At 70.6% G+C, this 24,265-nt stretch carries 22 protein-coding genes and 2 pseudogenes; 15 read left to right on the top strand and 9 right to left on the bottom strand.

Annotation, left to right across the window (positions count from 1 at the left end):
• Positions 1-91 precede the first annotated feature (91 nt).
• Entirely contained in the window at positions 92-871 is a 780-nt protein-coding gene (locus OG373_RS33790) for an MHYT domain-containing protein (protein ID WP_405444294.1), read from the bottom strand.
• A 177-nt stretch (positions 872-1,048) separates the two neighbouring features.
• Between OG373_RS33790 and OG373_RS33785 the strand changes: the two genes are divergently transcribed.
• Positions 1,049-1,654 (top strand): class I SAM-dependent methyltransferase, encoded by a 606-nt coding sequence (locus OG373_RS33785; protein ID WP_405442299.1) that lies wholly within the window; start codon positions 1,049-1,051, stop codon positions 1,652-1,654.
• A 51-nt stretch (positions 1,655-1,705) separates the two neighbouring features.
• Here the strand turns inward: OG373_RS33785 and OG373_RS33780 are convergent, their stop codons facing one another.
• The gene (locus tag OG373_RS33780; RefSeq protein WP_405442297.1) at positions 1,706-2,620 is read right to left on the bottom strand and encodes an oxygenase MpaB family protein; all 915 of its coding nucleotides are present in this window, start codon (positions 2,618-2,620) and stop codon (positions 1,706-1,708) included.
• Positions 2,621-2,755: 135 nt separating this feature from the next.
• Between OG373_RS33780 and OG373_RS33775 the strand changes: the two genes are divergently transcribed.
• The 3 genes from OG373_RS33775 to OG373_RS33765 all read left to right on the top strand — a co-directional run bounded on the left by OG373_RS33775 (position 2,756) and on the right by OG373_RS33765 (position 5,242).
• The gene (locus tag OG373_RS33775) at positions 2,756-3,535 is read left to right on the top strand and encodes a hypothetical protein (RefSeq protein WP_405442295.1); all 780 of its coding nucleotides are present in this window, start codon (positions 2,756-2,758) and stop codon (positions 3,533-3,535) included.
• Between the two features lie 34 nt (positions 3,536-3,569).
• Positions 3,570-4,025, top strand: coding sequence for an SAM-dependent methyltransferase (locus tag OG373_RS33770; protein WP_405444293.1), 456 nt, complete (start codon positions 3,570-3,572; stop codon positions 4,023-4,025).
• Between the two features lie 194 nt (positions 4,026-4,219).
• A complete protein-coding gene (locus OG373_RS33765) occupies positions 4,220-5,242 on the top strand; it encodes a polyprenyl synthetase family protein (protein WP_405442293.1) in 1,023 nt (340 codons plus the stop codon).
• Positions 5,243-5,381: 139 nt separating this feature from the next.
• Here the strand turns inward: OG373_RS33765 and OG373_RS33760 are convergent, their stop codons facing one another.
• Complete coding sequence (locus OG373_RS33760; protein ID WP_189967292.1) at positions 5,382-5,564, bottom strand: hypothetical protein; 183 nt, start codon at positions 5,562-5,564, stop codon at positions 5,382-5,384.
• Positions 5,565-5,745: 181 nt separating this feature from the next.
• Between OG373_RS33760 and OG373_RS33755 the strand changes: the two genes are divergently transcribed.
• The 4 genes from OG373_RS33755 to OG373_RS33740 all read left to right on the top strand — a co-directional run bounded on the left by OG373_RS33755 (position 5,746) and on the right by OG373_RS33740 (position 13,148).
• The gene (locus tag OG373_RS33755; protein WP_405442292.1) at positions 5,746-8,865 is read left to right on the top strand and encodes a DEAD/DEAH box helicase; all 3,120 of its coding nucleotides are present in this window, start codon (positions 5,746-5,748) and stop codon (positions 8,863-8,865) included.
• On the top strand, positions 8,862-10,130 hold the full coding sequence (locus OG373_RS33750; protein WP_405442290.1) for an SWF or SNF family helicase: 1,269 nt from the start codon (positions 8,862-8,864) through the stop codon (positions 10,128-10,130). Before OG373_RS33755 ends, OG373_RS33750 begins: the two co-directional genes overlap by 4 nt.
• A gap of 132 nt (positions 10,131-10,262) precedes the next feature.
• Complete coding sequence (locus OG373_RS33745) at positions 10,263-11,570, top strand: GAF domain-containing protein (RefSeq protein WP_405442288.1); 1,308 nt, start codon at positions 10,263-10,265, stop codon at positions 11,568-11,570.
• Positions 11,571-11,624: 54 nt separating this feature from the next.
• Positions 11,625-13,148: an aldehyde dehydrogenase family protein gene (locus OG373_RS33740; RefSeq protein WP_405442286.1), complete on the top strand. Its 1,524-nt coding sequence runs from the start codon at positions 11,625-11,627 to the stop codon at positions 13,146-13,148.
• A gap of 707 nt (positions 13,149-13,855) precedes the next feature.
• On the opposite strand, the pseudogene OG373_RS33735 reads toward OG373_RS33740, so the two are convergent.
• Positions 13,856-14,074, bottom strand: a pseudogene (locus OG373_RS33735) (cytochrome P450); the annotation flags it as partial.
• A gap of 139 nt (positions 14,075-14,213) precedes the next feature.
• On the opposite strand from OG373_RS33735, the gene OG373_RS33730 reads away from it, so the two are divergent.
• The 6 genes and pseudogenes from OG373_RS33730 to OG373_RS33705 form a co-directional block, all read left to right on the top strand.
• Positions 14,214-14,540 (top strand): PadR family transcriptional regulator, encoded by a 327-nt coding sequence (locus OG373_RS33730; protein ID WP_405442284.1) that lies wholly within the window; start codon positions 14,214-14,216, stop codon positions 14,538-14,540.
• The gene (locus OG373_RS33725; RefSeq protein WP_405442283.1) at positions 14,537-14,893 is read left to right on the top strand and encodes a DUF1048 domain-containing protein; all 357 of its coding nucleotides are present in this window, start codon (positions 14,537-14,539) and stop codon (positions 14,891-14,893) included. The genes OG373_RS33730 and OG373_RS33725 overlap by 4 nt, the downstream gene beginning before the upstream one ends.
• A 1-nt stretch (position 14,894) precedes the next feature.
• Positions 14,895-15,221: a DUF1048 domain-containing protein gene (locus OG373_RS33720; RefSeq protein ID WP_266599670.1), complete on the top strand. Its 327-nt coding sequence runs from the start codon at positions 14,895-14,897 to the stop codon at positions 15,219-15,221.
• Between the two features lie 310 nt (positions 15,222-15,531).
• A complete protein-coding gene (locus OG373_RS33715; protein WP_405442282.1) occupies positions 15,532-16,533 on the top strand; it encodes an ATP-binding cassette domain-containing protein in 1,002 nt (333 codons plus the stop codon).
• Positions 16,530-17,321, top strand: a complete 792-nt coding sequence (locus tag OG373_RS33710) for an ABC transporter permease (protein WP_405442281.1) — start codon at positions 16,530-16,532, stop codon at positions 17,319-17,321. The genes OG373_RS33715 and OG373_RS33710 overlap by 4 nt, the downstream gene beginning before the upstream one ends.
• Positions 17,322-17,402: 81 nt before the next feature.
• Positions 17,403-17,597, top strand: a pseudogene (locus tag OG373_RS33705) (hypothetical protein); the annotation flags it as partial.
• Here OG373_RS33705 and OG373_RS33700 read toward each other — a convergent pair.
• From OG373_RS33700 to OG373_RS33680, 5 genes are all read right to left on the bottom strand, one after another.
• Positions 17,542-17,700, bottom strand: coding sequence for a hypothetical protein (locus OG373_RS33700; RefSeq protein ID WP_266599664.1), 159 nt, complete (start codon positions 17,698-17,700; stop codon positions 17,542-17,544). The pseudogene OG373_RS33705 and the gene OG373_RS33700 overlap by 56 nt on opposite strands.
• A gap of 336 nt (positions 17,701-18,036) precedes the next feature.
• Positions 18,037-19,035 carry a hypothetical protein gene (locus OG373_RS33695; protein ID WP_405442279.1) on the bottom strand — a complete coding sequence of 333 codons (999 nt, stop codon included), beginning with the start codon at positions 19,033-19,035 and terminating at the stop codon, positions 18,037-18,039.
• Positions 19,035-21,269, bottom strand: coding sequence for a hypothetical protein (locus tag OG373_RS33690; protein ID WP_405442278.1), 2,235 nt, complete (start codon positions 21,267-21,269; stop codon positions 19,035-19,037). The genes OG373_RS33695 and OG373_RS33690 overlap by 1 nt, the downstream gene beginning before the upstream one ends.
• Before the next feature lie 30 nt (positions 21,270-21,299).
• Entirely contained in the window at positions 21,300-21,737 is a 438-nt protein-coding gene (locus OG373_RS33685) for a hypothetical protein (protein ID WP_405442276.1), read from the bottom strand.
• 567 nt (positions 21,738-22,304) lie between these two features.
• Positions 22,305-22,619, bottom strand: a complete 315-nt coding sequence (locus OG373_RS33680) for a hypothetical protein (protein ID WP_405442275.1) — start codon at positions 22,617-22,619, stop codon at positions 22,305-22,307.
• A 704-nt stretch (positions 22,620-23,323) separates the two neighbouring features.
• Between OG373_RS33680 and OG373_RS33675 the strand changes: the two genes are divergently transcribed.
• A complete protein-coding gene (locus tag OG373_RS33675; protein ID WP_405442274.1) occupies positions 23,324-24,130 on the top strand; it encodes an SDR family NAD(P)-dependent oxidoreductase in 807 nt (268 codons plus the stop codon).
• Positions 24,131-24,265 lie beyond the last annotated feature (135 nt).

Below are 24,265 nucleotides of genomic sequence, written 5' to 3'. Positions count from 1 at the left end.
GGCGGTCGTGCGGGGGGGGGGAGTGCGGGGGCTGGGCGGGGGTGCGCGGAGGCGGGGGCGCGCCGGTGCGATGCCGCTCGGACCGGGCCGCTCAGTGGGCGGTCACGGTGGGCTCCCGCAGGTGCCGGGCGGAAGCGGAGGCGTCGCGCTCGCCGACCGTCGGGGAGAGCGCGACGAAGGCGGCGGTGATGAAGAGGTAGGAGCCCAGCCCGACGGCGAGCGGGAAGATGAACTGCATGGCCGTGGCTCCGGGCAGGGCCGTGTCCGCGGGACTGACGCTGACGGCGACGGCCGTCATCCCCGTGTAGTGCATGCTGCTGACGGCAGCCCCCATGACGAGCGAGGCCACGGCGACCGCCACCGGCGACTTGATGTTGAGCGCGGCCCACAGGGCGGCCGTCGCCGCGATCACGGCGATCGCCACGGAGAGTCCGACGGCGAGCGGGTCGTAGGAGATCTCACCGTGCAACCGCAGGGCCGCCATCCCCAGGTAGTGCATGCTGGCGACGCCGAGCCCGGTGGTGAGACCGCCCAGTACGAGGGACCGCCTGCGGTCCTTGCCGTAGCCGACCGCGAAGACTCCGGCGCCGACGACCAGCACGGCGACGAGCAGGCTGAGGATCGTGAGCGGCACGTTGTAGTGGATTTCGGTGCCCGTGACCTCGAAGCCGAGCATCGCGACGAAGTGCATGGTCCAGATGCCGGTGCCGATGGCGGAGGCCGCGGCGAGGAGCCAGTTGCGGCGGGAGGCTCCGGTCGCGGCGAGGGCGCGGACGGTGCAGCGCAGCCCGAGGGCGGCGCCGATCGATGCCATCACATATGACAGTGCGGGTGTCAGCCACCCATAGGCGGCGTGGTCCAGATGTCCCAGGTGTCCCATGGCCACGGGACGCTAGTCCGGGTGAGGGCGCGAACAGGGGGCGCATTTCGAAAGCCGCTGGAACTGCTGGAATATGACAGAGCTACGTTCATCTCCGATCACACCACATGCCAGCTTGCGCACGGTCCGCAGGAGCACCGGCGAGCGCCGGTGAGGGATCATGGGCGCATGAGCGAAGACCAGACACACGTGCAGGAGTTCTTCGGGGCGCGCGCTGCCGACTGGGACCGCAAGTTTCCCGGGGACGGGCCCGCCTTCGCGACCGCCGTGACGGAGTTCGGACTCCGGCCCGGGGACCGCGTGCTCGACGCGGGGTGCGGCACCGGGCGGGCCATGACCGCGCTGCGGACCGCCGTCGGACCGACCGGGACGGTGGTCGGCGCGGACCTCACCCCGCAGATGCTGGCCGCCGCCCGGCGGGCCGGGCGGGACGCCGAGGGCGCTCTGCTGCTGGCCGACGTGGCCCGGCTGCCGCTGCGTGACGGGGTGCTCGACGCGGTGTTCGCCGCCGGGCTCATCGCCCACCTGCCCGACCCGGGGGCGAACCTGCGCGAGCTCGCCCGGGTGGTCCGTCCCGGTGGCGGGCTCGCGCTCTTCCACCCGATCGGGCGAGCGGCCCTCGCCGCGCGCCACGGTCGTGAGCTGACCCCGGACGACATGCGGGCCGAGCACAACCTCGGCCCGCTGCTGTCCGGTTCGGGCTGGCACATGACCTCGTACGCCGACGAGGACGACCGTTTCCTGGTACTGGCCGTACGTCCCCGTCACCCGTGACATACGCCTGTACGTCGGCCCCGCGCCCGGGGTCCGCGGAGGTGCCCGGGATCAGGCCGGAGGCTGGGCCTCGGCTCCGGCGGGCCGGCGCGGATGCGGAACGGGGCAGCCGCCCGAGCCGGGCACGGGGAACGTACCGAGCTCACCCACGTCATAGCCGTGGGGGTATCCCTTGATCTCCGGGTTCTGCCGGGCGTAGTGCGGGGCCCGGCGCGGCGGCAGGAGGCGTACCGCGCGACCGCGCAGCCACAGCGCACCCTGCACCAGCCTCCGGACCGGCGCGTGCGGGGGCTCGTACCGGAAGGTGCTCAGCAGCGATTCGTCGAGGAGGGCGAGACTCGCGCGCCGCACGGCGGGGGCGACGGGCGCCGGGTACCAGGAGGCCATGAGGTCGAGGGTGGAGTCGGCGACGCTGCGCGCACCCTCGTCCCAGCCGAAGTGGGCCTCCTCGTAGGCGTTCATGGCGGCTTCGAACTCCTCGTAGGAGCCCGGGATGTCCGTGATGCCCAGGTGGCGGCCGAGGGTGGCGTAGTAGTTCGCACAGGCCCGGCGCTCGTGGTGGGTCAGCGGACGCCAGCCGTAGGCGTCCAGCCAGCGTGCCGGAATCACCACGAACGTGCACAGGACGTAGCGCATGTCCTCGTTCGAGATGTCGTAGCTGCGGTGCATCTGGTTGACGCGGCGGATCGCGGTGCGTGCGGTGTCGTTCTCGAAGCCGTGCTCGACGACCGCGTCCAGGAGCAGCGCCGTGTCGTCGTAGCGCTTCTGGGCCCGGTCGGTGAACTCGGCCGTCTCGGCCAGCAGGCCACCGATGCTCGGGACGGCATAGGTCCGGAACAGGGCGAGTTCCAGGGCCCGGGTGAAGTCCCAGGGGAACTCATAGGTGGCGGTGAGCCGGTAGATGGCGAGGAAATCCTTGTCGGGGTCGAGACGGAGGATCTCCCTCAGCCGGTCGTAACGCTGCACCGGGTGCACCTTTCTGTGGCGGGTTCCCAACTCTACGTGCAGGTAGCAGCCTTGGAAATCGTCGCCCGCAAGCTCTCGACGTGCGGGTTACCCGCTGGTTAAGGTGCGCCGACGAGAGAGCTACCAGGAGGCCAGGTGTCCGACGACGAGGGTGGCGGCTCGCTGTATGTGCTGACCGCTGTGCTGCTGACCCCGGCACAGTTCCCGAGCATCCTGGGTGACGACTTCCCCGAGGCATGTTCCCTGCTGGGAGTGGCGCCGGGCGGGGAGGGGTACGGGCTGGTGCTCGGCCAGGACGAGGAGGGCGCGCGCTGGACGGTCGTCGTGGACGACGTCTCGCTCGTCGCCGCGGCCATCGCCTCCTGGGACTGCGGGATGGAGTACGACCTGTCCCCCGACGAGCGGACCATCGTGGTCTCGCTGGCGGGCTGGCCGCTGGAGCTGTCGGTCGCCGCGTCGGGGATCCCCGAGCCGCACGATCCCGAGCAGGGCGCCGACGGTACGGGGCGCGTCCCGCTCGCGCCGCCCTCGGCGGAGGCGTGGGGCCCGGTGCAGCGGCGGATGGGCGCGGACCAGATCGCACGGGAGTGGGCCGACTGGCGCGAGCGCGAGGCCACGGACGGTGGAGCGGCGGCCGCCGCGCACCCCGGGCTCGCGCGGGCGCTGGAGGACGCCGTGGGGTACACGAAGACCCCGCCGCCGCCGGGCCGGGTACGGTCCTCGTTCGCCGGCGAGGGGGCCCGGACGCTGCGGGTGGACGGTCCGGGCTGGTCGCTGGTGGCCCGTACCGGCGAGGCGGCCTTCGTACTGCTGGACGAGGAACCGGGCGAGGTGCTCACGGTCCCTCATGAAGGGGATCCGGACCTGCCGCACCTGCTGGCGGAACTGGACCGCATCGCGGTCCGTCCGTCGTGAGCGCGGGGACGGCACAACGAAGGGGGATGCAGTGGTGGAGTGCGAACCGGTGGGTGTGGTCGTGGGAGGCCGCAGCGAGGTGGCCGATGACGACTGGGGGCGGGAGACGGCGGTGATCCGGCTCGACGACCGCCTGTTCGGCCCGGAGGCGCTGTACGGGCTGGAGGACTTCTCGCACGTCGAGGTCGTCTACCACTTCGACCGGGTGCCGGTGGAGAAGATCGAGACGGGCGCCCGCCGCCCGCGCGGCAACCCGGACTGGCCGCTGGTCGGCATCTTCGCCCAGCGCGGCAAGAACCGGCCCAACCGGCTGGGCGTCTCGCGCTGCCGGGTGGTGAAGGTGGACGGCCTGGACGTGCACGTGGCGGGCCTCGACGCCGTCGACGGCACTCCGGTGCTCGATCTGAAGCCGTACATGGACGAGTTCGGGCCTCGGGGTGAACGGCGGCAGCCGGAGTGGGCGACGGCCCTGATGCGCGACTACTACTGATCGGTCCGGCGGCGCCCGGCCTCCGGGCGCCGCGCAGTTCCGACCCCCGCGACCGAAAAGAACCGGCCGATCAGGCTGGAAATCGCTCTGGATCCCCTTCCTCCGGAATGATCGAATCGGCCAGTCACGCGGCTCAAAGGGTGCGTACCTCGCCCCGGCGGCCCATTCCACGACGGAGGCCATTCTTGAATTCCATGTCCTACCTGGACCTGCACCGGGAAGTCGCGCAGGACATCGACACGGAGATCGAAACCGCGCTGGAGCGGCTCGGCCCGCTGGCGAGCACGACCCGAAGCTCGGTGGCCAAGCTCTTGGAGCACCGCAAACTGAGACATCCCCTCTCAGTGCTGCCCCTGCTCGCCCACGCCATAGAGACCGGAAATCCAAAGCCGGCCATTCCGCTTTCCGCCGTCCACCTGCTGTGGTGGACCTCGGCCTGCTACCTCGACGACCTGGCGGACGCCAACGGCGCCTCCATCTCCGGCGAGCTCACCGAGAACGAAGCACTGCTCGCGTCCGTCATCACGGGAAATGCACTCCCCATTCAGATCCTCCTGGAGCAGGATCTCCCGGCACCGGCACGCAGCGCGCTCATTACCGAGATCCTGAACGGCTGGATCATCGGCGTCGACGGCCAGATCGACGACATGCGCGGGGACGTCCGCAGCGCTTCGCGGAAATCGGTGATCGAGACCTATCGTGGCAAATCCGGCGCGCCTTTCGGAATGATCACCGCTATGGCCGCGATATTCTCGGGCACGACGGCCGAGAAGGTGGAGCTGTGGCGTGAATTCGGCTTCGTCTTCGGCATCCTGTGGCAGATCTTCAACGACCAGGAAGACATTCTGTCCGGCCGCGACGAGGACCTGCTCAACGGCACCGTCACCTATCTTCTGGCCTCGGTGATCGAGGACGCATCGCCCGGTTCGAGGGAGCACATCCTGGGCCTGTGCGCCGCCGCCGGACGCTCGCATCACGCCAGATCGGAGCTCGCGGGCCTGCTGCGGACGCCCACCGCCCTGGACCGGTACCGGGCGGAGATCGACGCGTTCCGCGCCGAGGGATACCGCATCCTGGACGAACTGGGCGGCGACGAGACCTATTTGCCGGTGCTCCGGCACCTCGTGGACCACGCGTCCCAGATGCTGCTCGAACCGGACCTCGCCCCGGACCTCAGCCCGGACCTCGCCCCTGCCGTCGTGAGCGGCGCCGCCTGACCCGGCCGCCCGGGCGGGCCACGGCCCTGCCGCGCCACCGCCACGCGGCGGCCGTGCCCGGCAGGCCGGCCCCGCAGCCATGCCTGCCGGGCTCCGCATCGGAACCGGAGCCCGGACAGGATCTACGTCTGCGCCGCGATCAGCGGCCGATCTGCTTCCTGGACATACCCCGCAGGCGACGCCGCTGGGAGGAGTCCAGCAGGAGGTAGGCAGCGGCCGGCACGCCGATCAGGACCAGCAGCCCCGCCCAGAACCCCACCGCCCAGAACAACACGATGGCTGCCACGACTCCGGCAACCGCGACCTTTCCGCTCGTGGACATCTGCGGACACCTCCTCCTGCCGTCGACCACTACCCCCTCAACGCGCCGCCGCGACCGCGCGTTCCCCGGCACCCGAACGGTCTTGGAAGTGACCCGGGTCACGGCCGCGCCCCCATCGCCGGGAACCCTCGGTGAGGTACTGTCGGCCGCCCTGTACCCGGTAGTCAAGTTTGAGGAATGCGTGCTCTCCGAGATCTCCGGCCTCATCCACCACTGCGCCGTCTTTCTTCCCGCCGACCCGGCCCGCAGCGGCCGAATCGCCCTCTGGCAGACCGACGGCAAGGCACCCCGCGCCGACACCTATACCCACACGGACACCGGTGCCGGCGCCGGTGCCGGCACCGGCGCTGCGGACCCCAAGGCCCGTACCGGAACCGGCCGTTACGAAGAGCTCGCGGTCATCACCCCCGACCTGCGCCGAGCCACCGTGGCCGCGCTCGTGCTGTCCGTGGACGAGGCCCTGCCCCTGCTCACCCGCGCCCGCTCCGCCGCGGCCGAAGCCGAGGCCGACGCCGGAACCAGCGGCGGAAACGAGGCCACCGGCAGCAGCGCCACGGCGTTCTGGGGCGCCGCCGCGCTGCTCGCCCTGCGCTTCGCCGCGCGCGGGCAGCTCCTGCCCGGGGTGAGCCCCGCAGGCCACGACGCCTGGCGGATCGGCCCGCTGGAGGCCTCCGACCTCGACGAGGTCCGGGAACTGGCCGCAGCGATGCCGCCCACCGCGCACTGTGTACCGCTGACCGCCGACGGTCCGGTCCGGCTGCCCGCGCCGGAGCCGCTGCTGCGGGCTTTCCTCGACGCCGTCGCCGACACGCTCCCGCGCTCCCCCGCCGCTCCCGCGGCCGCCGGTGGGCCGGCCTACGCCGCTCATCCCCCGCGCCTCCACCCCGAGCTGCGCGGCTGGGCCGCGGAGGTGGCCGCCGGCCATGACGCGGGCGTACGGATCTCCGTGCGGATCGTGCTCGACCGGGACCCCGAGGCCGAGCACGAAGCCGAGGCGGGGGCCGAGCCCGGAGCCGGAGCCAGGGCGCCCGGGGACGGCCCCGAGGCCGCTCCCGCCTTCCGGGCCGTCCTCCAGATGCACAGCCTGGCCGACGCCGCCCTCGTCGCCGACGCCGCCGATGTGTGGGCCGGATCCGGAGCCGCCGCGGCCGCCTTTCCGCCCGGCGCCCGGATGGACGCCCTCCGCGCACTGCGCCGTGCCGCCCGGCTGTGGCCCCCGCTCGCCCCGCTGCTGGGCGCGGCCGTCCCGGACGCCGTCGAGCTCGCCGACGAGGAGGTCACGGAGCTGCTCGGCGAAGCCGCTGCCGCCCTGGCCGCCGACGGGGTCCAGGTGCACTGGCCGCGCGGTCTCCTGCGCGACCTGAGCGCCCGCGCCGTCCTCGGCTCCCCCGACGACACCGCCGCGAGCACCCGGCCCTCCGGCCTGCTGTCCCCCGGCGCCCTGCTCTCCTTCAGCTGGCGCCATGCCCTCGGCGACCAAGGCGATCTGACCCGCGCCGAGCTCGACCGCCTCGCCGAGGCCAAGCGCCCCCTGGTCCGGCTGCGCGACCGGTGGGTCCTGGTCGATCCGGCCGAGGCCCGCCGGGCCCGCGCCCGCCAGGACCGTAGGATCGCGGCCGCGGACGCGCTGGCCGCCGTACTCACCGGGTCGGCGGAGATCGACGGCAAGCGGGTCGGCGTAGAGGCCTCCGGTCCGCTGGAAGGACTGCGTGCGCGCCTGGCCGCCGACCCGCAGGAGGAGGCCGACGCCCTCGGCGCGCCGCCGGAACTGCGCGCCACCCTGCGCGACTACCAGCTCCGGGGCCTGCGCTGGCTGGCCCGGATGACCTCGCTCGGCCTCGGCGCCTGCCTTGCCGACGACATGGGGCTCGGCAAGACGGTCACCCTCATCGCACTCCACCTGCACCGCAACCGACCGCAAGACACAGGCACCGACCCCGGCACCGATCCCGACGCCAACGCCAACGCCAACGCTGATCCCGACACCGCCGGGCCCACCCTGGTGGTGTGCCCGGCCTCGCTGCTGGGCAACTGGCAGCGGGAGATCGAGAGGTTCGCGCCGGGCACGCCCGTACGCCGCTTCCACGGGCCGGGCCGCAGCCTCGCCGGCCTCACCGGGGGGTTCGTCCTCACCACCTACGGCACCATGCGCCTGGACGCGCCCGAACTCGCCGCCACCCGCTGGGGCATGGTCGTGGCCGACGAGGCCCAGCACGTCAAGAACCCGCGTTCCTCCACCGCCAAGGCTCTGCGCACCATCCCGGCCCCGGCCCGCGTGGCCCTGACCGGTACACCCGTCGAGAACGACCTCTCCGAGCTGTGGGCCGTCCTCGACTGGACCACACCCGGGATCCTGGGCCGCCTCGGCACCTTCCGCTCCCGCTTCGCGGACCCGATCGAGAGCGGCCGCGACCCGCAGGCCGCCGCCCGGCTGTCCGCGCTCGTGCGGCCGTTCCTCCTGCGCCGCAAGAAGTCCGACCCGGGCATCGCGCCCGAGCTGCCGCCCAAGACCGAGACCGACCACACCGTCGCCCTCAGCCGCGAACAGACCTCCCTCTACGAGGCCGTCGTACGCGAGACCCTCGCCGCGATCTCGGAGGCGGACGGGATGGAGCGGCGCGGTCTGGTGGTCAAGCTGCTGACCTCCCTCAAACAGATCTGCAACCACCCGGCCCACTACCTGCGGGAACACGCCCCGGCGGAACGCGGCGCCAAGGACACCGGAAGCAGCAGCAGCGGCAGCGACGCCGCCGCCGCCCGCTCCGGAAAGCTGGAGCTTCTCGACGAACTCCTCGACACGATCCTGGCGGAGGGTGGTTCCGCCCTGGTCTTCACCCAGTACGTGGCCATGGCCAGGATCCTGGAGAAGCACCTCGCCGGGCGCGGGATCGCTTCGCAGCTGCTGCACGGCGGGACGCCGGTGCCGCGCCGGGAGGAGCTGGTCGACCGCTTCCAGGCGGGCGAGGTCCCCGTGTTCCTGCTGTCCCTGAAGGCGGCGGGCACCGGGCTGAACCTCACCCGGGCCGGGCACGTCATCCACTTCGACCGCTGGTGGAACCCGGCCGTCGAGGAACAGGCCACCGACCGCGCCTACCGCATCGGCCAGACCCAGCCCGTCCAGGTCCACCGGATCATCGCCGAGGGCACCGTCGAGGACCGCATCGCACAGCTCCTGGAGCGCAAGCGAGCCCTCGCCGACGCCGTTCTGGCGGGCGGCGAGAGCGCGTTGACCGAACTGACCGATGCCGAACTGGCCGAGCTCGTGGCATTGCGCCCGACGCGCGCGGGGAGTGAGCGATGAACACCCGGGACCGGGACCGAGACCCGTACGAGAAGACCTTCCCCGCCCTGCCGCCGGCCCCCGGCGGCCGCGGTTTCGCCCGCACCTGGTGGGGTCACGCCTGGCTGCGCGCTCTGGAGGACAGCGCGCTCGACGGGACGCAGGTCAAGCAGGGCCGCCGGTACGCGCGCTCGGGCGCGGTCGGCGCGGTCTCGGTACGCCCCGGCGGGCTCACCGCGGTGGTGCGCGACCCGGACGGGACGGCGCACCGGACGGACGTGCTGGTGCAGGAGTTCACGCAGGCGCACTGGGACCGCCTGCTGGGTCTGGCGGCCGCCGAGGCGGGGTACATCGCGGCGCTCCTGGACCGGGAGGTGCCGCCGAAGCTGGCCGAGGACGCGGCGGCCGCCGGGGTGGAGCTGCTGCCGGGCATCGGGGACCTCGATCCGCGCTGCGACTGCGGCGAGTGGGACCACTGCCCGCACACGGCCGCGCTCTGTTACCAGGTGGCCCGGCTGCTGGACCAGGACCCCTTCGTGCTGCTCCTGCTGCGGGGCCGCGGCGAGCGGGAGCTGGTGGACGAGCTGGAGGAGCGGAGCATTGCGGAAGCGCAGGCTCCGCAGGCACCCGCCGACGAGGGGATCCCGGCGGCGGAGGCCTTCGCGGCGGGGTCCCTCAGGCCCGCGCTGCCGCCGCTTCCGGGGCTGCCGCAGGCGCCGGGCCAGCCGCCGACGCTGGACACGGAGACCGAACCGGAACCGGACCTCGATGTGGACGCGGTGGAGTTCCTGGCGCAGGCGGCCGCGGCCGAAGCCCATCGGCGGCTCGCGGAGGCCCTGGCTCCGGGCCACGCCGATCGCGCCCCGGCGGCCCCGCTCACGCTCTCCGAGGACGCCGTACGACTCACGGCCGAGGCCGGTGACTTCCGGGTCAGGTCCCGCCTGGCGGCGGCTACCGGGCGCAGCCGGGCCGACATGGAACTGGCCGTCCGCGCCTGGGGCTTCGGCGCGGCCCCGGGCCTCGCGGCGCTGGAGGACGACTGGACGCCGGACCGGAGCACACTGGCCCGCGCCCGTGCGGCCCTGGTCGAGGCGTGGGCGGACGGGGAGGCGCCGGTGCTCCGCCGGGTCCGCGCCCGCTGGACCGAGGCGGGCACAGGTCGCCAGCTCCGGCTGGGCCGGGAGGGACGCTGGTGGCCGTACCACCGCGAGGCCGGGCGGTGGATCCCGTCGGGCCCCTGCGCCCCGGACCCGGGCGCCGCGCTGGAGGCCGATCCCGCCGGGTGAGGCGACCCGTGCGGTTTCGGCCCGCGCGGGGCGACATACCGCCGGCGCCCTGGCCGACGTACCGCTTGCCGGGACCGGGTGCCGGGACGACGATGGGGGCGCTCGGGTACCGCGGCACCACGGGAGGGTGACATGGGCGATCCGTCGGTGGCGCTGCCGGGCGGGGCCGATCCGGCCGCGCGCACGCGCGAACTACGGCGGGCCCATGCCGCTTTCACCCGGGACGGGCGGGTCGAGGGACCCGTCCGGGCGGTGATCGCGCGGTCCTGGCGGCGGTGCGCGCGGGCCCGGCTGAGCCCGGAGTGCGCGCCGCGGGTGGACCTCGCGGAGGCGGAGCTGCGCGCGTACCGCGAGGAGCATCCGCTGGCCCGGGTGATGCCGCTGTTCCGGGATCTTGTCGGGGCGTTCGCCGCGCACGGGGCGCATCTGCTGGCGGTGTGCGACGCGCGGGGCAGCCTGCTGTGGGTGGAGGGCGAACCGGGCACCCTGCGGCGGGCCGAGGGCCTCGGCTTCGTCCCGGGTGCGCGCTGGGCGGAGACGGAGATGGGGACCAACGCTCCCGGGACCGCCGTCGCGACGGGCCGACCGGTGCAGGTCTTCGGGGCCGAGCACTTCAGCCGCCGGGTGCACCCGTGGACCTGCGCGGCGGCTCCCGTGCGGGATCCGCGGACGGGCAGGGTGCTGGGTGCGGTGGACATCACCGGCGGCGACGGCCTCGCCCACCCCCAATCCCTTGCCTTCGTGCAGGCGGTGGCGCGGGCGGCGGAGGACCGGTTGACGCTGCTCGCGCCCGACCCGCCGACCGCACGGGACACCCTCGCCGCGCTCGGCCAGGACGAGGCGCTGCTGGTCACCGCCGGTCGCACGGTCCGCCTGGGACGTCGGCACAGCGAGATCATGGCGTTGCTCGCGCACCACCCCGAGGGACTCTCGGGCGAGGAGCTGGCGATCGCCTTGTACGAGGACGAGTCGGTGTCACCGGTGACACTGCGCGCCGAGATCTCCCGGCTGCGCGCCCTGCTGGGGCCGTCGGCGCCGCTCTCGCGCCCGTACCGCACGGCCGCTCCGCTGGACGCGGATTTCACGGCCCTGACGCGGCAGTTGGCCGCCGGGGCCGTGTCCGCCGCCCTCCACCGCTACCCCGGGCCGCTGCTGCCGGCCTCCACGGCGCCCGGCATCGTCCGGTTGCGGCGCCGGATCGAGGACCAGGCGCGGGCGGCCGTGATCGCGCGGGCCGATGCCGGGCTGCTGACCGACTGGGTGTGCGGCCCGTGGGGCGCGGACGACCCGGAGGCGTGGCGGGCGCTGGCGGCGGCGCTGCCGCCGGAGCGCAGGCCGGCCGCACTGGCCCGCGTACGCGCCCTGGACCGTGAACTCGGCGCGCGCCCGGATGCTCGCGGTCGGCGGCGTGCAACGTATCCGCAACCTGCCCGCTCCTAGCCTCCACCCGAGCGCTGTCCGACGGCGGCCGGCGCCCGGCAAGGGGAGGACTCCATGGCCCGTTACGCTGCGCCCGGTACCGAGGGGGCGCTCATGAAGTACGCGCCCCGCTACGACCACTTCATCGGCGGCGCGTACGCCCCGCCCGCCCGCGGCCGGTACTTCGAGAACCCCTCCCCCGTCGACGGCCGGGTCTTCACGGAGGTCGCGCGGGGCACCGCCGAGGACGTGGAGCGGGCGCTGGACGCGGCCCACGCGGCGGCGCCCGCGTGGGGGCGTACCTCGGTCACCGAGCGGTCGTCGGTCCTGCTGCGCATCGCGGACCGGATGGAGCAGCACCTGGAGGCCCTCGCGGTCGCGGAGACCTGGGAGAACGGCAAGCCGGTACGGGAGACCCTGGCGGCCGATCTGCCGCTGGCCATCGACCAGTTCCGGTACTTCGCGGGGGCGCTGCGCGCGCAGGAGGGCGCGCTGAGCCAGCTCGACGACGACACCGTCGCCTACCACTTCCACGAACCGCTGGGGGTGGTCGGGCAGATCATCCCCTGGAACTTCCCGATCCTGATGGCGGTGTGGAAGCTGGCCCCGGCGCTGGCGGCGGGGAACACGGTGGTGCTGAAGCCCGCCGAGCAGACCCCGGTGTCGGTGCACTACTGGCTGAGCCTGGTGGCGGACCTGCTTCCGCCGGGCGTGGTCAACATCGTCAACGGCTTCGGGGAGGAGGCGGGCAAGCCGCTCGCGTCCAGCCCGCGGGTGGCGAAGATCGCCTTCACCGGGGAGACCGCCACCGGTCGGCTGATCATGCAGTACGCGGCCGAGCACCTGAAGCCGGTCACCCTGGAACTCGGCGGCAAGAGCCCGAACCTCTTCTTCGACGACATCTGGTCCACGGACGACGACCTGCGCGACAAGGCTCTGGAGGGCTTCACGATGTTCGCCCTCAACCAGGGCGAGGTGTGCACGAGCCCGTCGCGCGCCCTGATCGAACGGGGCCGGTACGGGGACTTCCTCGACGCGGCCGTGGCCCGCACGGAACTGATCGTCCCGGGTCACCCGTTGGACACGGACACGATGATCGGGGCGCAGGCCTCCGAGGAGCAGCTGAAGAAGGTCCTGGCGTACGTGGAGATCGGCCGGCGGGAGGGCGCGAAGGTCCTCACGGGCGGCGAGCGCCAGGAACTGGAGGGCGACCTCGCGGGCGGCTTCTACGTACAGCCGACCATCTTCGAGGGCGACAACCGGATGCGGATCTTCCAGGAGGAGATCTTCGGCCCGGTGGTGTCCGTGACCTCCTTCCAGGACTTCGAGGACGCCGTCCGGATCGCGAACGACACGGCGTACGGCCTGGGCGCGGGCGTCTGGACCCGGGACATCAACACCGCGTACCGCGCGGGCCGCGCGATCCAGGCGGGCCGCGTCTGGACGAACTGCTACCACGCCTACCCGGCCCACGCCGCCTTCGGCGGCTACAAACAGTCGGGCATCGGCCGCGAGACCCACAAGATGATGCTGGAGCACCACCAGCAGACGAAGAACTTATTAGTAAGCTACTCCCCCAAAAAGCTCGGCTTCTTCTAAGAAGTTGAGCACGGTGCCTGACCTGCACAAACGGCCGGTCAGGCACCGTTGCCCTGGTCTCGAGACGGCTACCGAAGTCGGGTGATTGCAGAGTGCACTTGCCTCCGATATCTCACTTCATAGAGAAGATCCGGGCCATGCACGGTCCAGCGCGATCGCCGGTCCACCGCACATACCAGCAGACGCTGAGCCTTTTCCAAGCTGATGGGTTCAGTTTCCTCTGATGTTCCACCCACAGGTCCGCGTGGCGCACCCGCGCTTCGGCAGCGGCTCGGCATAGTGCTGTCAGGCTGCCCGGTGCTCCGCTCACATCGCCGAGGCGAACCGCGAGCGCTACGGGTCCGACGAACTACCCGTCCTGGATGCGGACTCCGAGATACCCGCCCTCATCCAGGGCACGGTCAACGCTTCGTCCCCGGCATGGGAACGACTCGACTCTCGCTCATCCGCTCCCAACTGGTCGCATGACATGAGCACCCTGGAGCGACCTGCGAGGTGTGCCTCATCTCGGACCGTCGTAATTCCCGCGGCTGCGGCGTGGGGTGGGGTGGGGTGGGCGAGAGCACCATCTTTTTCCAGGTCGACCGCAGGGCACGGCCAGGGGCCTGTTCGCCGTCCAGTACGGCGCCGTGGACGCGATCGACGCAGGCGGGCACCCCAACTGTGGCGGACGACCTTGGACGGCCTCACTCGTCACTGGCTGCCGGTCACGCGTCCCACCTCGACCCGTAAATGTCCGCCGTCTCGCGGCGCAGGACAAGCTCCTCGGCCGGTACGGCCATGCGCAGCCCGGGAACGCGCTTGAGCAGCACGGAGCGCGCGACCCGCATCCCGACACGGCCCGGCTGCACACCCAGGCACCGGTTCTCGCCGTGACCGAAGGCCAGATGCCCGCCGGACTCCCTCCGGAGATCGAGCACGTGGGGAACGGCGCCTCGACGGCAGCGGCGCGGATCGCAGAGCCCGATCCCTGTTCGCCGATCGCTGACATCCTCCACTACTCGGTGATACCGTATAGCTGTACTCGGTACTACGCAGTACCGATAGTGCTGAGGAGGACTCGCGATGGACGACCTGACGGAGATGCTGAAGGGCACGCTCGAAGGGTGCGTGCTCGAAATCATCGGCAGCGAGGAAACCTACGGGTACGCCATCACCCGTCAGCTGAACGAGCTGGGCTTCGCCGACGTCGTCGAGGGGACGGTGTACACCATCTTGCTGCGACTGGAGAAGAACGGACTCGTCCAGGTGACGAAACGACCATCCGGGGTCGGCCCCCCACGCAAGTTCTACGCACTCAACGACGCCGGCCGCGAGGAGCTCGCGAATTTCTGGGCGAAATGGCAGTACGTCTCATCACGCATCGACAAGCTCAAGGAGGGCGGGAGATGAACTTCTGGGAGACCATCACGGGCAGCGATCTCACCAAGGAATGGAAGGCGTTCGAAGCCCGGGCCGCCGCCCTGCCGGGCGACTACCGGGCGGCGTGGGAACAGATCAAGGGCGGCCTCTTCCCCCATGGGGACTTCACCGGCCGCAACCTGATGCCGATCCTCGACGCCGCCCTGGGCCTGCTCGAAGAAACAGCGGCGGACGGGCAGAGCATCCAGGAGGTACTCGGCGACGACATCCGAGGCTTCTGCACGGCACTGGCCGGCGGCGAAGGGGCCCGAACCTATCGCGATCGGTGGCGCGAGCAGTTGAACAGGAACGTCGCAAGGAAATTGAGCCGGCTGGGAGGCTGACGTGGGCATCCAGGACATCATCGAGGGCAAGAAGCAGTGGCGGGCGCACATGGCCCGGGTCAAGGCGCTCCCGCCGGACTACCAGATCGTCTACAAGGAGATGCAGAAGTACCTGTTCAAGGTCGGACCGATCGACCTGCCTGACGGCCCCCTGCTCCCCGGGATCGTCGACTTCTTCGAGGAAGGCGTCGCCTCGGGCAAGGGAGTCTTGGAACTCATCGGCAACGACGTCGCCGCGTTCTGCGACGACCTGATCAAGGACTCACGCACCTACGCGGACGCCTACCAGGAGTCCATCAGCAGGGAACCCGGTACGGCCGAGAAGTAACACCCGTCGCCTCATGCCAGTGGGCGTAGTAGCCCGCACGCACGGTTCGTTCGCCTCGGCGCAGCGCGAACAGGCGCGAGCCGACCGGCCACCGGAAGCCGCCGCAGATCCTGTCCACCGAGGTGGTCGAGCAGACTGGCGATACCTGGCTCAGTCCTGCCCATGCCCCCGGCGAGCAGGTCTCCGGCGGCGGGCCGCTCGACACCATTCCCCAGGACGACACGACTGAAGTGCAGTACGGACGGTCACTCAATCCGGGTTCCGAGAGCCTCCACTCCCCTGCGTCTCCAGCCTCCGAAAGGAAGCCATCATGCCTTCATCTGTCATGCGCACATCCAGGCAAGATGACGGTCATTCGTCGCCGACCGCCGTCTCCGCCGTCGGGCTACGCAAGTCATACGGCGAAAAGCTCGTCCTCGACGGGATCGATCTGCACATCCCGGCCGGGTCCGTGTTCGCGCTGCTCGGCCCGAACGGCGCTGGCAAGACCACCGCCGTCAAGATCCTGTCCACGCTCATCACCGCCGACGCCGGTGACCTGCACGTCGGCGGGCACAACCTGGCCGCAGACCCACAGGCGGTCCGTGCCGCGATCGGTGTCACCGGTCAGTTCTCCGCCGTTGACGGCCTGATCACCGGCGAGGAGAACATGTTCCTCATGGCGAACCTGCACCACCTGTCCAAGAGCGAGGGACGGCGGGTCGCCGCCGAACTCCTGGAGCGCTTCGACCTGGTAGAGGCCGCGAAGAAGCCCGCCTCGACCTACTCCGGCGGTATGAAGCGCCGCCTCGACCTCGCTATGACGCTGGTCGGCAGCCCGCGGATCATCTTCCTCGACGAGCCGACGACAGGGCTCGACCCACGCTCCCGCCACAACATGTGGGGCATCAACCGCGGCCTCGTCTCCGACGGCGCCACCGTCTTCCTCACCACCCAGTACCTGGATGAGGCCGACGAACTGGCCGACCGCATTGCTGTGTTGAACGACGGAAAGATCGTCGCCGAGGGCACCGCCGAGGAGCTCAAGCGGCTCGTCCCGGGCGGGCACGTCCGGCTCCGCTTCACCAACCCGGTCGCGTACCAGTCCGCCACTGACGCCCTGCGCGAGGTCACCCGCGACGACGAGACACTGTCACTGTCCATCCCCAGCGACGGCAGCCAGCGCGAACTGCGCTCCATTCTCGACCGGCTCGACTCCGCCGGCATCGAGGCGGACGAACTGACCGTCCATACCCCCGACCTCGACGACGTGTTCTTCGCCCTGACCGGCCCAGCCAACGTCCCCGACCAGCCCAAGGAGACCGTCCGATGAGCTCCCTCTCCCTCGCTGTACGCGACTCGAACACGATGCTGCGCCGCAACCTCCTGCACGCATGGCGCTACCCGTCAGGGACCCTGAACCTGCTGCTCACGCCGATCATGATGCTGCTGCTCTTCGTCTACATCTTCGGCGACGTGATGAGCGCCGGCATCGGCGGCGGCGGCGCGGATCGCTCCGACTACATCGCCTACATCGTCCCCGGCCTGCTGCTGATGACCGTCGGCAGCACCGTGATCGAGGCCGCGGTGTCCGTCTGCGTGGACATGACCCAGGGCCTCACCGCCCGCTTCCGCACGATGGCGATCTACCGGGGCTCTCTGCTCGTCGGTCATGTCGTCGGCGGCGTGCTGCAGTGCGTGATGAGCGTGGTCCTCGTCGGCGCCGTCGGGGTGGCGATGGGCTTCCGGTCCACGGACGCCACGGCACTGGAGTGGATCGCGGCGTTCGGGCTGATCACGCTGTTCGCCCTGGCACTCACCTGGATCGCGGTCGGCATGGGCGCGGCCAGTCCGAACCCCGAGGCGGCCGGCAATATGGCCATGCCGCTGATCCTCCTGCCGCTCATCTCCAGCGCATTCATCCCGGCCGGTACGATGCCGGGCTGGTTCCGGCCGATCGCTGAGTACCAGCCCTTCACCCCCGCCATCGAGACCCTCCGCGGCCTCCTCCTCGGCACCGAAATCGGCAACAACGGCTGGATCGCGATCGCCTGGTGCGTCGGCCTGATCACGCTCGGCTACAGCTGGTCGACGGCGCAGTTCAACCGCGACCCGAAGTAACCGAGACGACCGCGCTGGCCGCCTCCAGCCCCGTCCGCGCGCAGATCTGCAGCCGTATGCCCGGCCGGTGGCAGGGCTGATCGCCACCAGCCAACGTGGACCGTGCGGCTCTCAACGCATACCCCCGCACCCCTGCTCCAGGACATCACCTTCGAACTCGCCTACGGCCAGGGGCACCGGCAGCACCGGACCAGCATCGCCCGACCCGCGTCCCGCCTGACTACGTCGCTCCACCCCCCTCCGGGTCCTCGGACACCGCGCGCAGGATCTCCCTGAACGTGATGTTGTAGACCAACAGGTGGTAGGTACCGTCGGCTTCCCCGCGCAGGGTGTCACCGCCCGTCTTCACTACGTACTCGCTGCCAAGGCCGGCGAGCACCTCGTGCAGGTCGGGCGCGTAGGCGGCCAGGGCCTTGGCGACGGGAACACGCAGCGCCGGGCCAAGGTCCAGCTTCTTCTATGCCCCGAGGCCGAGCGCGACGAGGACGTCTCTCATCGCGTGCGCCTGTGCTTGGGTGTGACGGCCGGGTTCGCGGCCCGTGGTCGCTTCTACGATGGCCTGTGCCGCTCCCACCGACGTCTGGACTTGCGCGTGTCCTCGGCCAGACCGTTGCAGGGCGGGGACGTCTCCCGCCCGTGGAAGAACGATGCCGCTACGGCGCCCAGCAGTCCCAGGCGTACTCCGGCGGCGGTCCCTTCACCGGCACGGCACGGCTCATGGCTGGTCGACCCCGAGGGGGGCGACGCACCCGTGTCGCGTGGCCGACTCCGCGGCGAATGCGCGGAAGGCCTGACGTACCTGGTCGGAGGCGGGGGTGCGCGGGTCGAGTGCCTCCATCGTGTACAGCGCCTGTCCCGCAGCGCAGCTGGCCGTCGTCCAGGACTTGGACTCGGTGGTGCCCGAGGGGCCGACGTAGTCGTACGGGCCTCGGAGCGGGTCTCGGCGCGGGGCGGTGGGGTACGGTCCGTAGTAGGCGGCGAGACGGAAGGTGCGCTCCCCACCGTCACCGGCGAGGACGCACTGCTCGATGGGAGCGTTGCCGTCCGCCTCCGTTTCATAACTCGGCAGACCCGCTTCCCGGCAGGTGCCGGTCGCTTCGCCGGACTTCTGCAGATCCGCGAAGGCTCCAGTACGTACGTGAGGCTTGTCCCTGTCCGCCGACTCACAGCCCTCTGCCGCGGCGGCCCGCTCAAGTGCACGGGTCACCAACGCAGCCAGAGCCTCGCGTCGCTCCTGAACTCCCCCGCCGCTCCCGGATCGCACTGCGGTCATGCCGAGGACGAGATCGTCCTCGGACGTCTCTTCGCCGCAGGGCAGCAGGGCCGTAGCGTACGATTCCGCGCCGCCGCCGATCGACACCATGGCGGGCCAGCCGCCGCCGACCGGCACGAGGAGCGACTGCTGGTCCCTGGCGAGGATCTGCTGGGCGTGCAGCACGACCGAGTCGGGGCTGGAGCCGCGTTCCACCGTCACCGTCAACGATGCCTTGCCACCGGGATCAAAAGCGCGGCAGCCGAGGCTGCCCATGCTTCTGCCGCTTACCCGGTCGGCGCCCAGAAATCGTTCCATCTGGGACGCGTCCACCATCTCACCGCAGGCGTCGGCCAGTGCCCGGCCGTCCCGCCAGCTGTCGAACGCTCCCGTCGCGTACACGATGCCGCCTCCTGCTGCCAGGACGGCGACGGCCGCGGCAGCCGCGATGGACTTCTTCATCAGGACAGTCCCCTGTGCAGGTCGGCGAGGGCTTGGTTGCGGGAGGCGCTGTAGTGGAGGTCCGACTGGTCACGGAGGTGGTTGACGACGCTGTCCGTCATGGGGTCCCTTCCGCGGCCGTTGGCCCATTGGTTGATCAGGTCGTGGGAGCCCTGCGATTTGGCGCCCATCTCCTTGGCCACGCCGACGTTTGCCACCTGGTCCGCCTCCGCCTTGACGTCCTTCGACCATTCGTAGGTGGTCGCGTCCACCATGCGCTGAGCGGTGTCGCCGATCCCGGGGATGAGGGTCAGGGGTGCGCCCACGCCGTGGTAGGAGTAACGGGCCACGTCATCGATCCATGCTTTCTTGGCGTCCCGGTCGTCAAGGATGACGTCGACGCCGATCGCGTTGAACACGCCCGCGCCCATGCCGACGTCGGCGGTCCGGTTCTCCCAGTCCTTGTTGTTGCTGTAGGCGGGGTCCGCTCCGGCGAGAGAGCGGGCGGCCTGAGCCCGTTCGGCATCGTAGAGGTGCGCGAAGTTCTCCGGATTGTCGGAGACGCCCCGCAGGACCCGGGTGAGCGAGTCCTGGGCGACGTTCAGGTGGCCTCCGTCGCCGTCCTGGAGTACCTGTCCACCCGACACGTGGGCGTACCGGGGGTCGTGGGTGAGGGTGTTGTGGGTGTCGGGGGCGTAGTCGACAAGGGAGCGTGCCAGCGGGTCACGGAGGTTGGCTTCGATGCTGTCGCCCTTCGTGTCCTGGTCGAGCAGTTGCACCGTGCTCTGCATGACGCGGGCCTCGCTCACGCTGTGCTTACCGTCACTGGGCTGCGTCGTGTCTCCGGCCGGATGCCCGGTGGTACCGGCTTCGATGACGGCACCCAGCCCGATCCGGTTGTCTCCGTCCACCTTGTCGGTGCCGTCCAATTCGATGTTGCCGCGCCAGTTGGTCGTGTTCGTGATGTCCCAGTCCCGGTCCTTCAGCAGGTACTGGAGGTTGTCGTTCTTGCCGTCGGCGCCCGGGTCGAGGTAGGAGGTGGAGGTGGCGGGGTCGCGACCCATGATGCCGAGGACTCCGTCGAGCGGGTCGTTGGCGAACCACCCCCTGTCCTTGCCGTTGTAGTCGCCATAGAGGTCCCAGACGTCCGGGTTGCCGCCCTGCTTCTTGTCTTCGGCCTTGCGGATATCGGTCGCGAGGTCCTGGAGGAAGGGAGCGGAGTAGCCGTCGCCCTGCTGCATCAGGGTGACCAGGCTCTGGTAGCCGCGGACCTCCTGACCGTGGCCCTTGGCCACCGTGTTGACCGCCTCGCCGGCGACCTTGAGGTCGTACGTGTCCAGGCCCGCCGTCTTCAGCTCGGCGCGGAAGTCCTTGTAGAACTGCGACTTCGGGTCCTGCATGGCGTTCGACAAGGAGTTGGCGAGGCCCTTCTGCAGGTCCAGGTAGCGCTGCTTGTTGCCCTTGTCGTCGCCGTACGCGTGATCGTTGAGCTTGTTCGTGAACTTCAGCGTGTTCTCGGCGCCCATGCCGTTCAGGAAGGTCTGGGTGAACTCGGGACGCGAGGAGTTGTCACGGAAGGAACGGTTCAGCTCGGCGTAGTCGGCGGCGGAGACCTTCTCGCCGCTGTTGATGCGGGTGGCGATGTCCTCGGCGTTGCGGGCCTCGTAGACCTCGATGTCGCCCTGCGCGCCAGCGTTGAAGCCGTTGAGCTGGTCGTCGGCACCCTTACCGAAGGCGTCCTTGTTGCTGTCGACACCGACGGCTTCGAGGGCCACCTTGACGCCCTGATCGGCGTCGGCGAAGGCCTGAACGAGGTCCTTGATCCGCTGGGCCCAGGCCTCGATCGTCTTGTTCAGCGCGGCCACGGCCTCCGGGTGATCCCGCAGGTACATGCGATCCTGACCGGTGAGCTTGCTCTCGTCCTGCCGCACGCTCCCCCGGGAATCGACGACCAATCCCTCCTTGACGGCATCCGCGCAGACGGAATCGAGCCTCCTCTTGAGGTCGACGAACTGGGTGTGGGCGTCACGCAGCAGAGAGGCCACGGCTTTCGCCTGGGTCTGGGCAGCAGCGTATTCGTAGCGTGTGCCGGCGAAGTTGGTGTGGGCGACGCCAGCGCTGACGCCGGTCCAGTCCGGGCCCATCGTGATCTTCTGAACCGTGTCCTTGTATCGGTCCTCGACCTTCTTGATCTCGCCGGCCATGGATTCCCACTTGTCGGCCGCCGTCGTCAGCAGGCCCAGATCCGTCGTCATCACTTCGTTGTACGTCAGCACCTACTACCCCTATATCCCGTGGAGCTTCGAGTGGCCGATCGGCCGGAACTGGTCACCCAGCCCGATGTCATTGCGCACGAACAGACCCGATGCACCCCGCAGGGCAATCTTTTCCGAACCAAGTCGGCCCATCAGAACCGCGACCTGCTTGTCCCAGGTATCCGCGACCTTCTTCAGGCCCGCCGCGGTGTCCCACCCGTCAAAGCCCTTGACCGTGGTGTTCGTCGCCTCGTCCGCGTGCTCCGTGGACGACTTCGTCTTATCCTCGAGCTCATTCTCGATCGTGTACGCAGCCGCCGTCTTCTCCGCCGGCGTGGACCCGAAGGTCCCCGATCCCCCAGGTGCGAGTGGCCCCGCCGGAGCACCTGTTCCGTTCAACCGCATATCGACCTGCTGACCCGATGCGTCAGCGCGCGACTGGCCCCACTCCCGCTCGAAATCCCCCATGCTGGTCCCTCCCCCATCGATCTCTCGTGACAATAGGCATAGCAACTGCACACATCCCAAGCCCACAGCGCCGGTGGTTGTCGAGGTCATCGGCCCCTCGCGAGAACCTCTGCGGCTCATCGTGGCTCGCCGCCTGCACGGAGATCGATGGCGCCGAAGAGGCACATTCCGCGCGGCGTGCACGGCGATGGACATGGGGGCGGGCAGGCTGGCCGCCTGCGCGGTTGTAGAAGCCGGCGAGCCGCCACCTCATGTCATCGGCGTGCAAGGGTCGAACCGCCGCAACACCAGGACGAAACCTCATGGCAGAGCTCGTCGCCCGCCGGGTGTAGGCGGGTCGGCCAGGCCGCGCAGGAAGCTCGTCAGCCTGGCCGTGGGAATTATCGATAGCAACGACCTGTCGCGAGTACCTGCGGCGCTGGGGCATCCGGCACGCCATCACCACAACCGCCTTGTCCCTCGTCATCCGCCTCCGGGCATGACCGCCCGGACAAGTCTTGGGGATTGGAGCAGCAGCGCCTGGTCGCCCGGTGCCACGCCTCGGCGATCCGCCTGTCAGCGACTTCCTCAAGGTGTGCCACTGCCCGCCCGGCCACCTCCCGCAAGCTGGCCCACCAGCATCACGACGAGGCCGGCGACGAGAAGCGCGCCACCGGTCAGGGTGCCCCAGTGCCGGGTGCCCGCGCCGCTGATCACCAGCCCGAAGACCACCTGCCAGCACAGCGCGAGGGCCGCCACCAGCTGGCCCAGGCCGTAGAGGCGGGGGCTGCGGACGTGGCGCCGGTTCATGGGGAGCGCCCAGCCACGGGTGAGCGCCGCCATCCCGGATGCGGCGATGAGCAAAGCGATGAGAACCAGAGGTGCGGCGAGGTACAGCTTCAAGTTCTCTCTCCTTCGCGGCGGACCCGCGCCGCACGCGAGCGTGATCATGGCACTTGGCACACCTCGCCTCCACGGGCTTCACCGCGGGCCCCGTGATCGGCCGGACAAGTCCTGAACGATCAGGCAGCCGCCGGCCCCGGAATCCCCACCCCGGGAGCCGGACGGCTCATGTGCTGTGCGACGGGTGAGCGGCACGCGGTGCGTCGGCCCGGCCCCCCACGGCCCGGACCTTGCGTCCTTCGGCGGTGTTCAGGTCACACGCCTCCAGCCGCGCGCCACTGACCGTCATCCCGGTCCGTCGCCGCATCAGTCTCTCCCGTCGGCCCAGCCCTGGCAGCACTCCTTGACGCCTTCCTTCCGCGCAGGGATCGATCTTGACGTACTCCTAATGACGCGCATAAAGGGGGCGTCAAAGGCCCGTTCGGAAACTTGTCTCGGCAGGTCGGATGCGCTGGGATGGGTTCATGAACAGCGGTCCGCGCTATGACGACCGGCCACCGAATCAGGTGCCGCCGGCAGCGCCCGCTGCCCGCCCGGCCGTCTGAAATCGGTCGCGCGTCGTCTGCGTACCTGCCACCACCGCCTGAAGGGCGTTGTTCGGGGCGCCGTACGCATCCCCTCCTTCACCGCATGAACTGAACCCGTGCCCCGCGTCCCGCCGGGGCGACAGGCACGTCAGCCATGCCCGTTTCCAGGAATCCGACATGCCTTCATCCCTGTCCGGACGTACCGTCCTCGTCACCGGCGCCACCTCCGGCATCGGCTACGAGACCGCCCGCCAGCTCGCCGAGCGCGGCGCCACCGTCCTCCTGCACGGCCGCACTCCCGATGAGGCGCAGGCCGCCGCCGACCGGCTGATCACCACTGCCGGCATCAACGGCTCGTACCTGCGGCCGTTCGCCGCCGACTTCGCCCACCTCGACGAGGTCGAAAGCCTGGCCTACGCGCTCGTACGCGAGCACCCGCGCCTCGACGTGCTCGTCAACAACGCCGCCATCGCCGCGCCTGAGCGCCACACCGTCACGGCCGACGGCAACGAGATCGCCTTCCAGGTCAACTTCCTCGCCCACTACCTGCTGACAAACCTGCTCGAGTCGGCGCTCACCACCGACCCGGGCGGCCGCGTCGTCAACGTCTCCTCCGCGCTTCACCGCACGGCCACCATCCAGTGGAACGACCCGCAGCGACTGCGCCGTTACTCCCGCCTCGCCGCCTACGCCCAGTCCCAGCTGGCACTCACCGTCTTCGCCGCGGACCCGCGCGTCACCGCCGTCTCCGTCAACCCCGGGATCTGCGACACCGGGCTCCTCCCGCTGTACGGGAACGAGGGCGCGCCCGCCTCCGAGGGGGCACAGCACGTCGTACGCCTCTGCGACCCGGCCACCGAAATCGTCAACGGCGCCTACTACGACCGCTCCGAGCACGTCACACCGGCCGCAGCCGCCACCGACGACCGGACCGTCAAGCGCCTCAACAAGCTCGCCGACCTCCTCGTCGGCCACACCGCCTGAAGGGGTCCACAGACATGTCCAAGCGCGCACGCAAGAAGAGGGCCCGCCGCAAGAAGGGCTCCAACCACGGCAGCAAGCCCTCCTGCTAGCCATCAGCCCACCCCGTGGGGCGGCCCTCCGGCAGGGCCGCCCCAC

Source organism: Streptomyces avidinii, from assembly GCF_045161815.1.
GTDB lineage: Bacteria > Actinomycetota > Actinomycetes > Streptomycetales > Streptomycetaceae > Streptomyces > Streptomyces avidinii.
This window is presented reverse-complemented; position numbering and strand designations above follow the sequence as displayed.

Bases quoted from the DNA above. Each gene is read 5' to 3' on its own strand.
- OG373_RS33785 (WP_405442299.1), top strand. From the start codon at position 1,049: ATGAGCGAAGACCAGACACACGTGCAGGAGTTCTTCGGGGCGCGCGCT.
- OG373_RS33765 (WP_405442293.1), top strand. From the start codon at position 4,220: ATGTCCTACCTGGACCTGCACCGGGAAGTCGCGCAGGACATCGACACG.
- OG373_RS33760 (WP_189967292.1), bottom strand. From the start codon at position 5,564: ATGTCCACGAGCGGAAAGGTCGCGGTTGCCGGAGTCGTGGCAGCCATC.
- OG373_RS33750 (WP_405442290.1), top strand. From the start codon at position 8,862: ATGAACACCCGGGACCGGGACCGAGACCCGTACGAGAAGACCTTCCCC.
- OG373_RS33745 (WP_405442288.1), top strand. From the start codon at position 10,263: ATGGGCGATCCGTCGGTGGCGCTGCCGGGCGGGGCCGATCCGGCCGCG.
- OG373_RS33740 (WP_405442286.1), top strand. From the start codon at position 11,625: ATGGCCCGTTACGCTGCGCCCGGTACCGAGGGGGCGCTCATGAAGTAC.
- OG373_RS33730 (WP_405442284.1), top strand. From the start codon at position 14,214: ATGGACGACCTGACGGAGATGCTGAAGGGCACGCTCGAAGGGTGCGTG.
- OG373_RS33725 (WP_405442283.1), top strand. From the start codon at position 14,537: ATGAACTTCTGGGAGACCATCACGGGCAGCGATCTCACCAAGGAATGG.
- OG373_RS33715 (WP_405442282.1), top strand. From the start codon at position 15,532: ATGCCTTCATCTGTCATGCGCACATCCAGGCAAGATGACGGTCATTCG.
- OG373_RS33710 (WP_405442281.1), top strand. From the start codon at position 16,530: ATGAGCTCCCTCTCCCTCGCTGTACGCGACTCGAACACGATGCTGCGC.
- OG373_RS33695 (WP_405442279.1), bottom strand. From the start codon at position 19,035: ATGAAGAAGTCCATCGCGGCTGCCGCGGCCGTCGCCGTCCTGGCAGCA.
- OG373_RS33690 (WP_405442278.1), bottom strand. From the start codon at position 21,269: ATGACGACGGATCTGGGCCTGCTGACGACGGCGGCCGACAAGTGGGAA.
- OG373_RS33685 (WP_405442276.1), bottom strand. From the start codon at position 21,737: ATGGGGGATTTCGAGCGGGAGTGGGGCCAGTCGCGCGCTGACGCATCG.
- OG373_RS33675 (WP_405442274.1), top strand. From the start codon at position 23,324: ATGCCTTCATCCCTGTCCGGACGTACCGTCCTCGTCACCGGCGCCACC.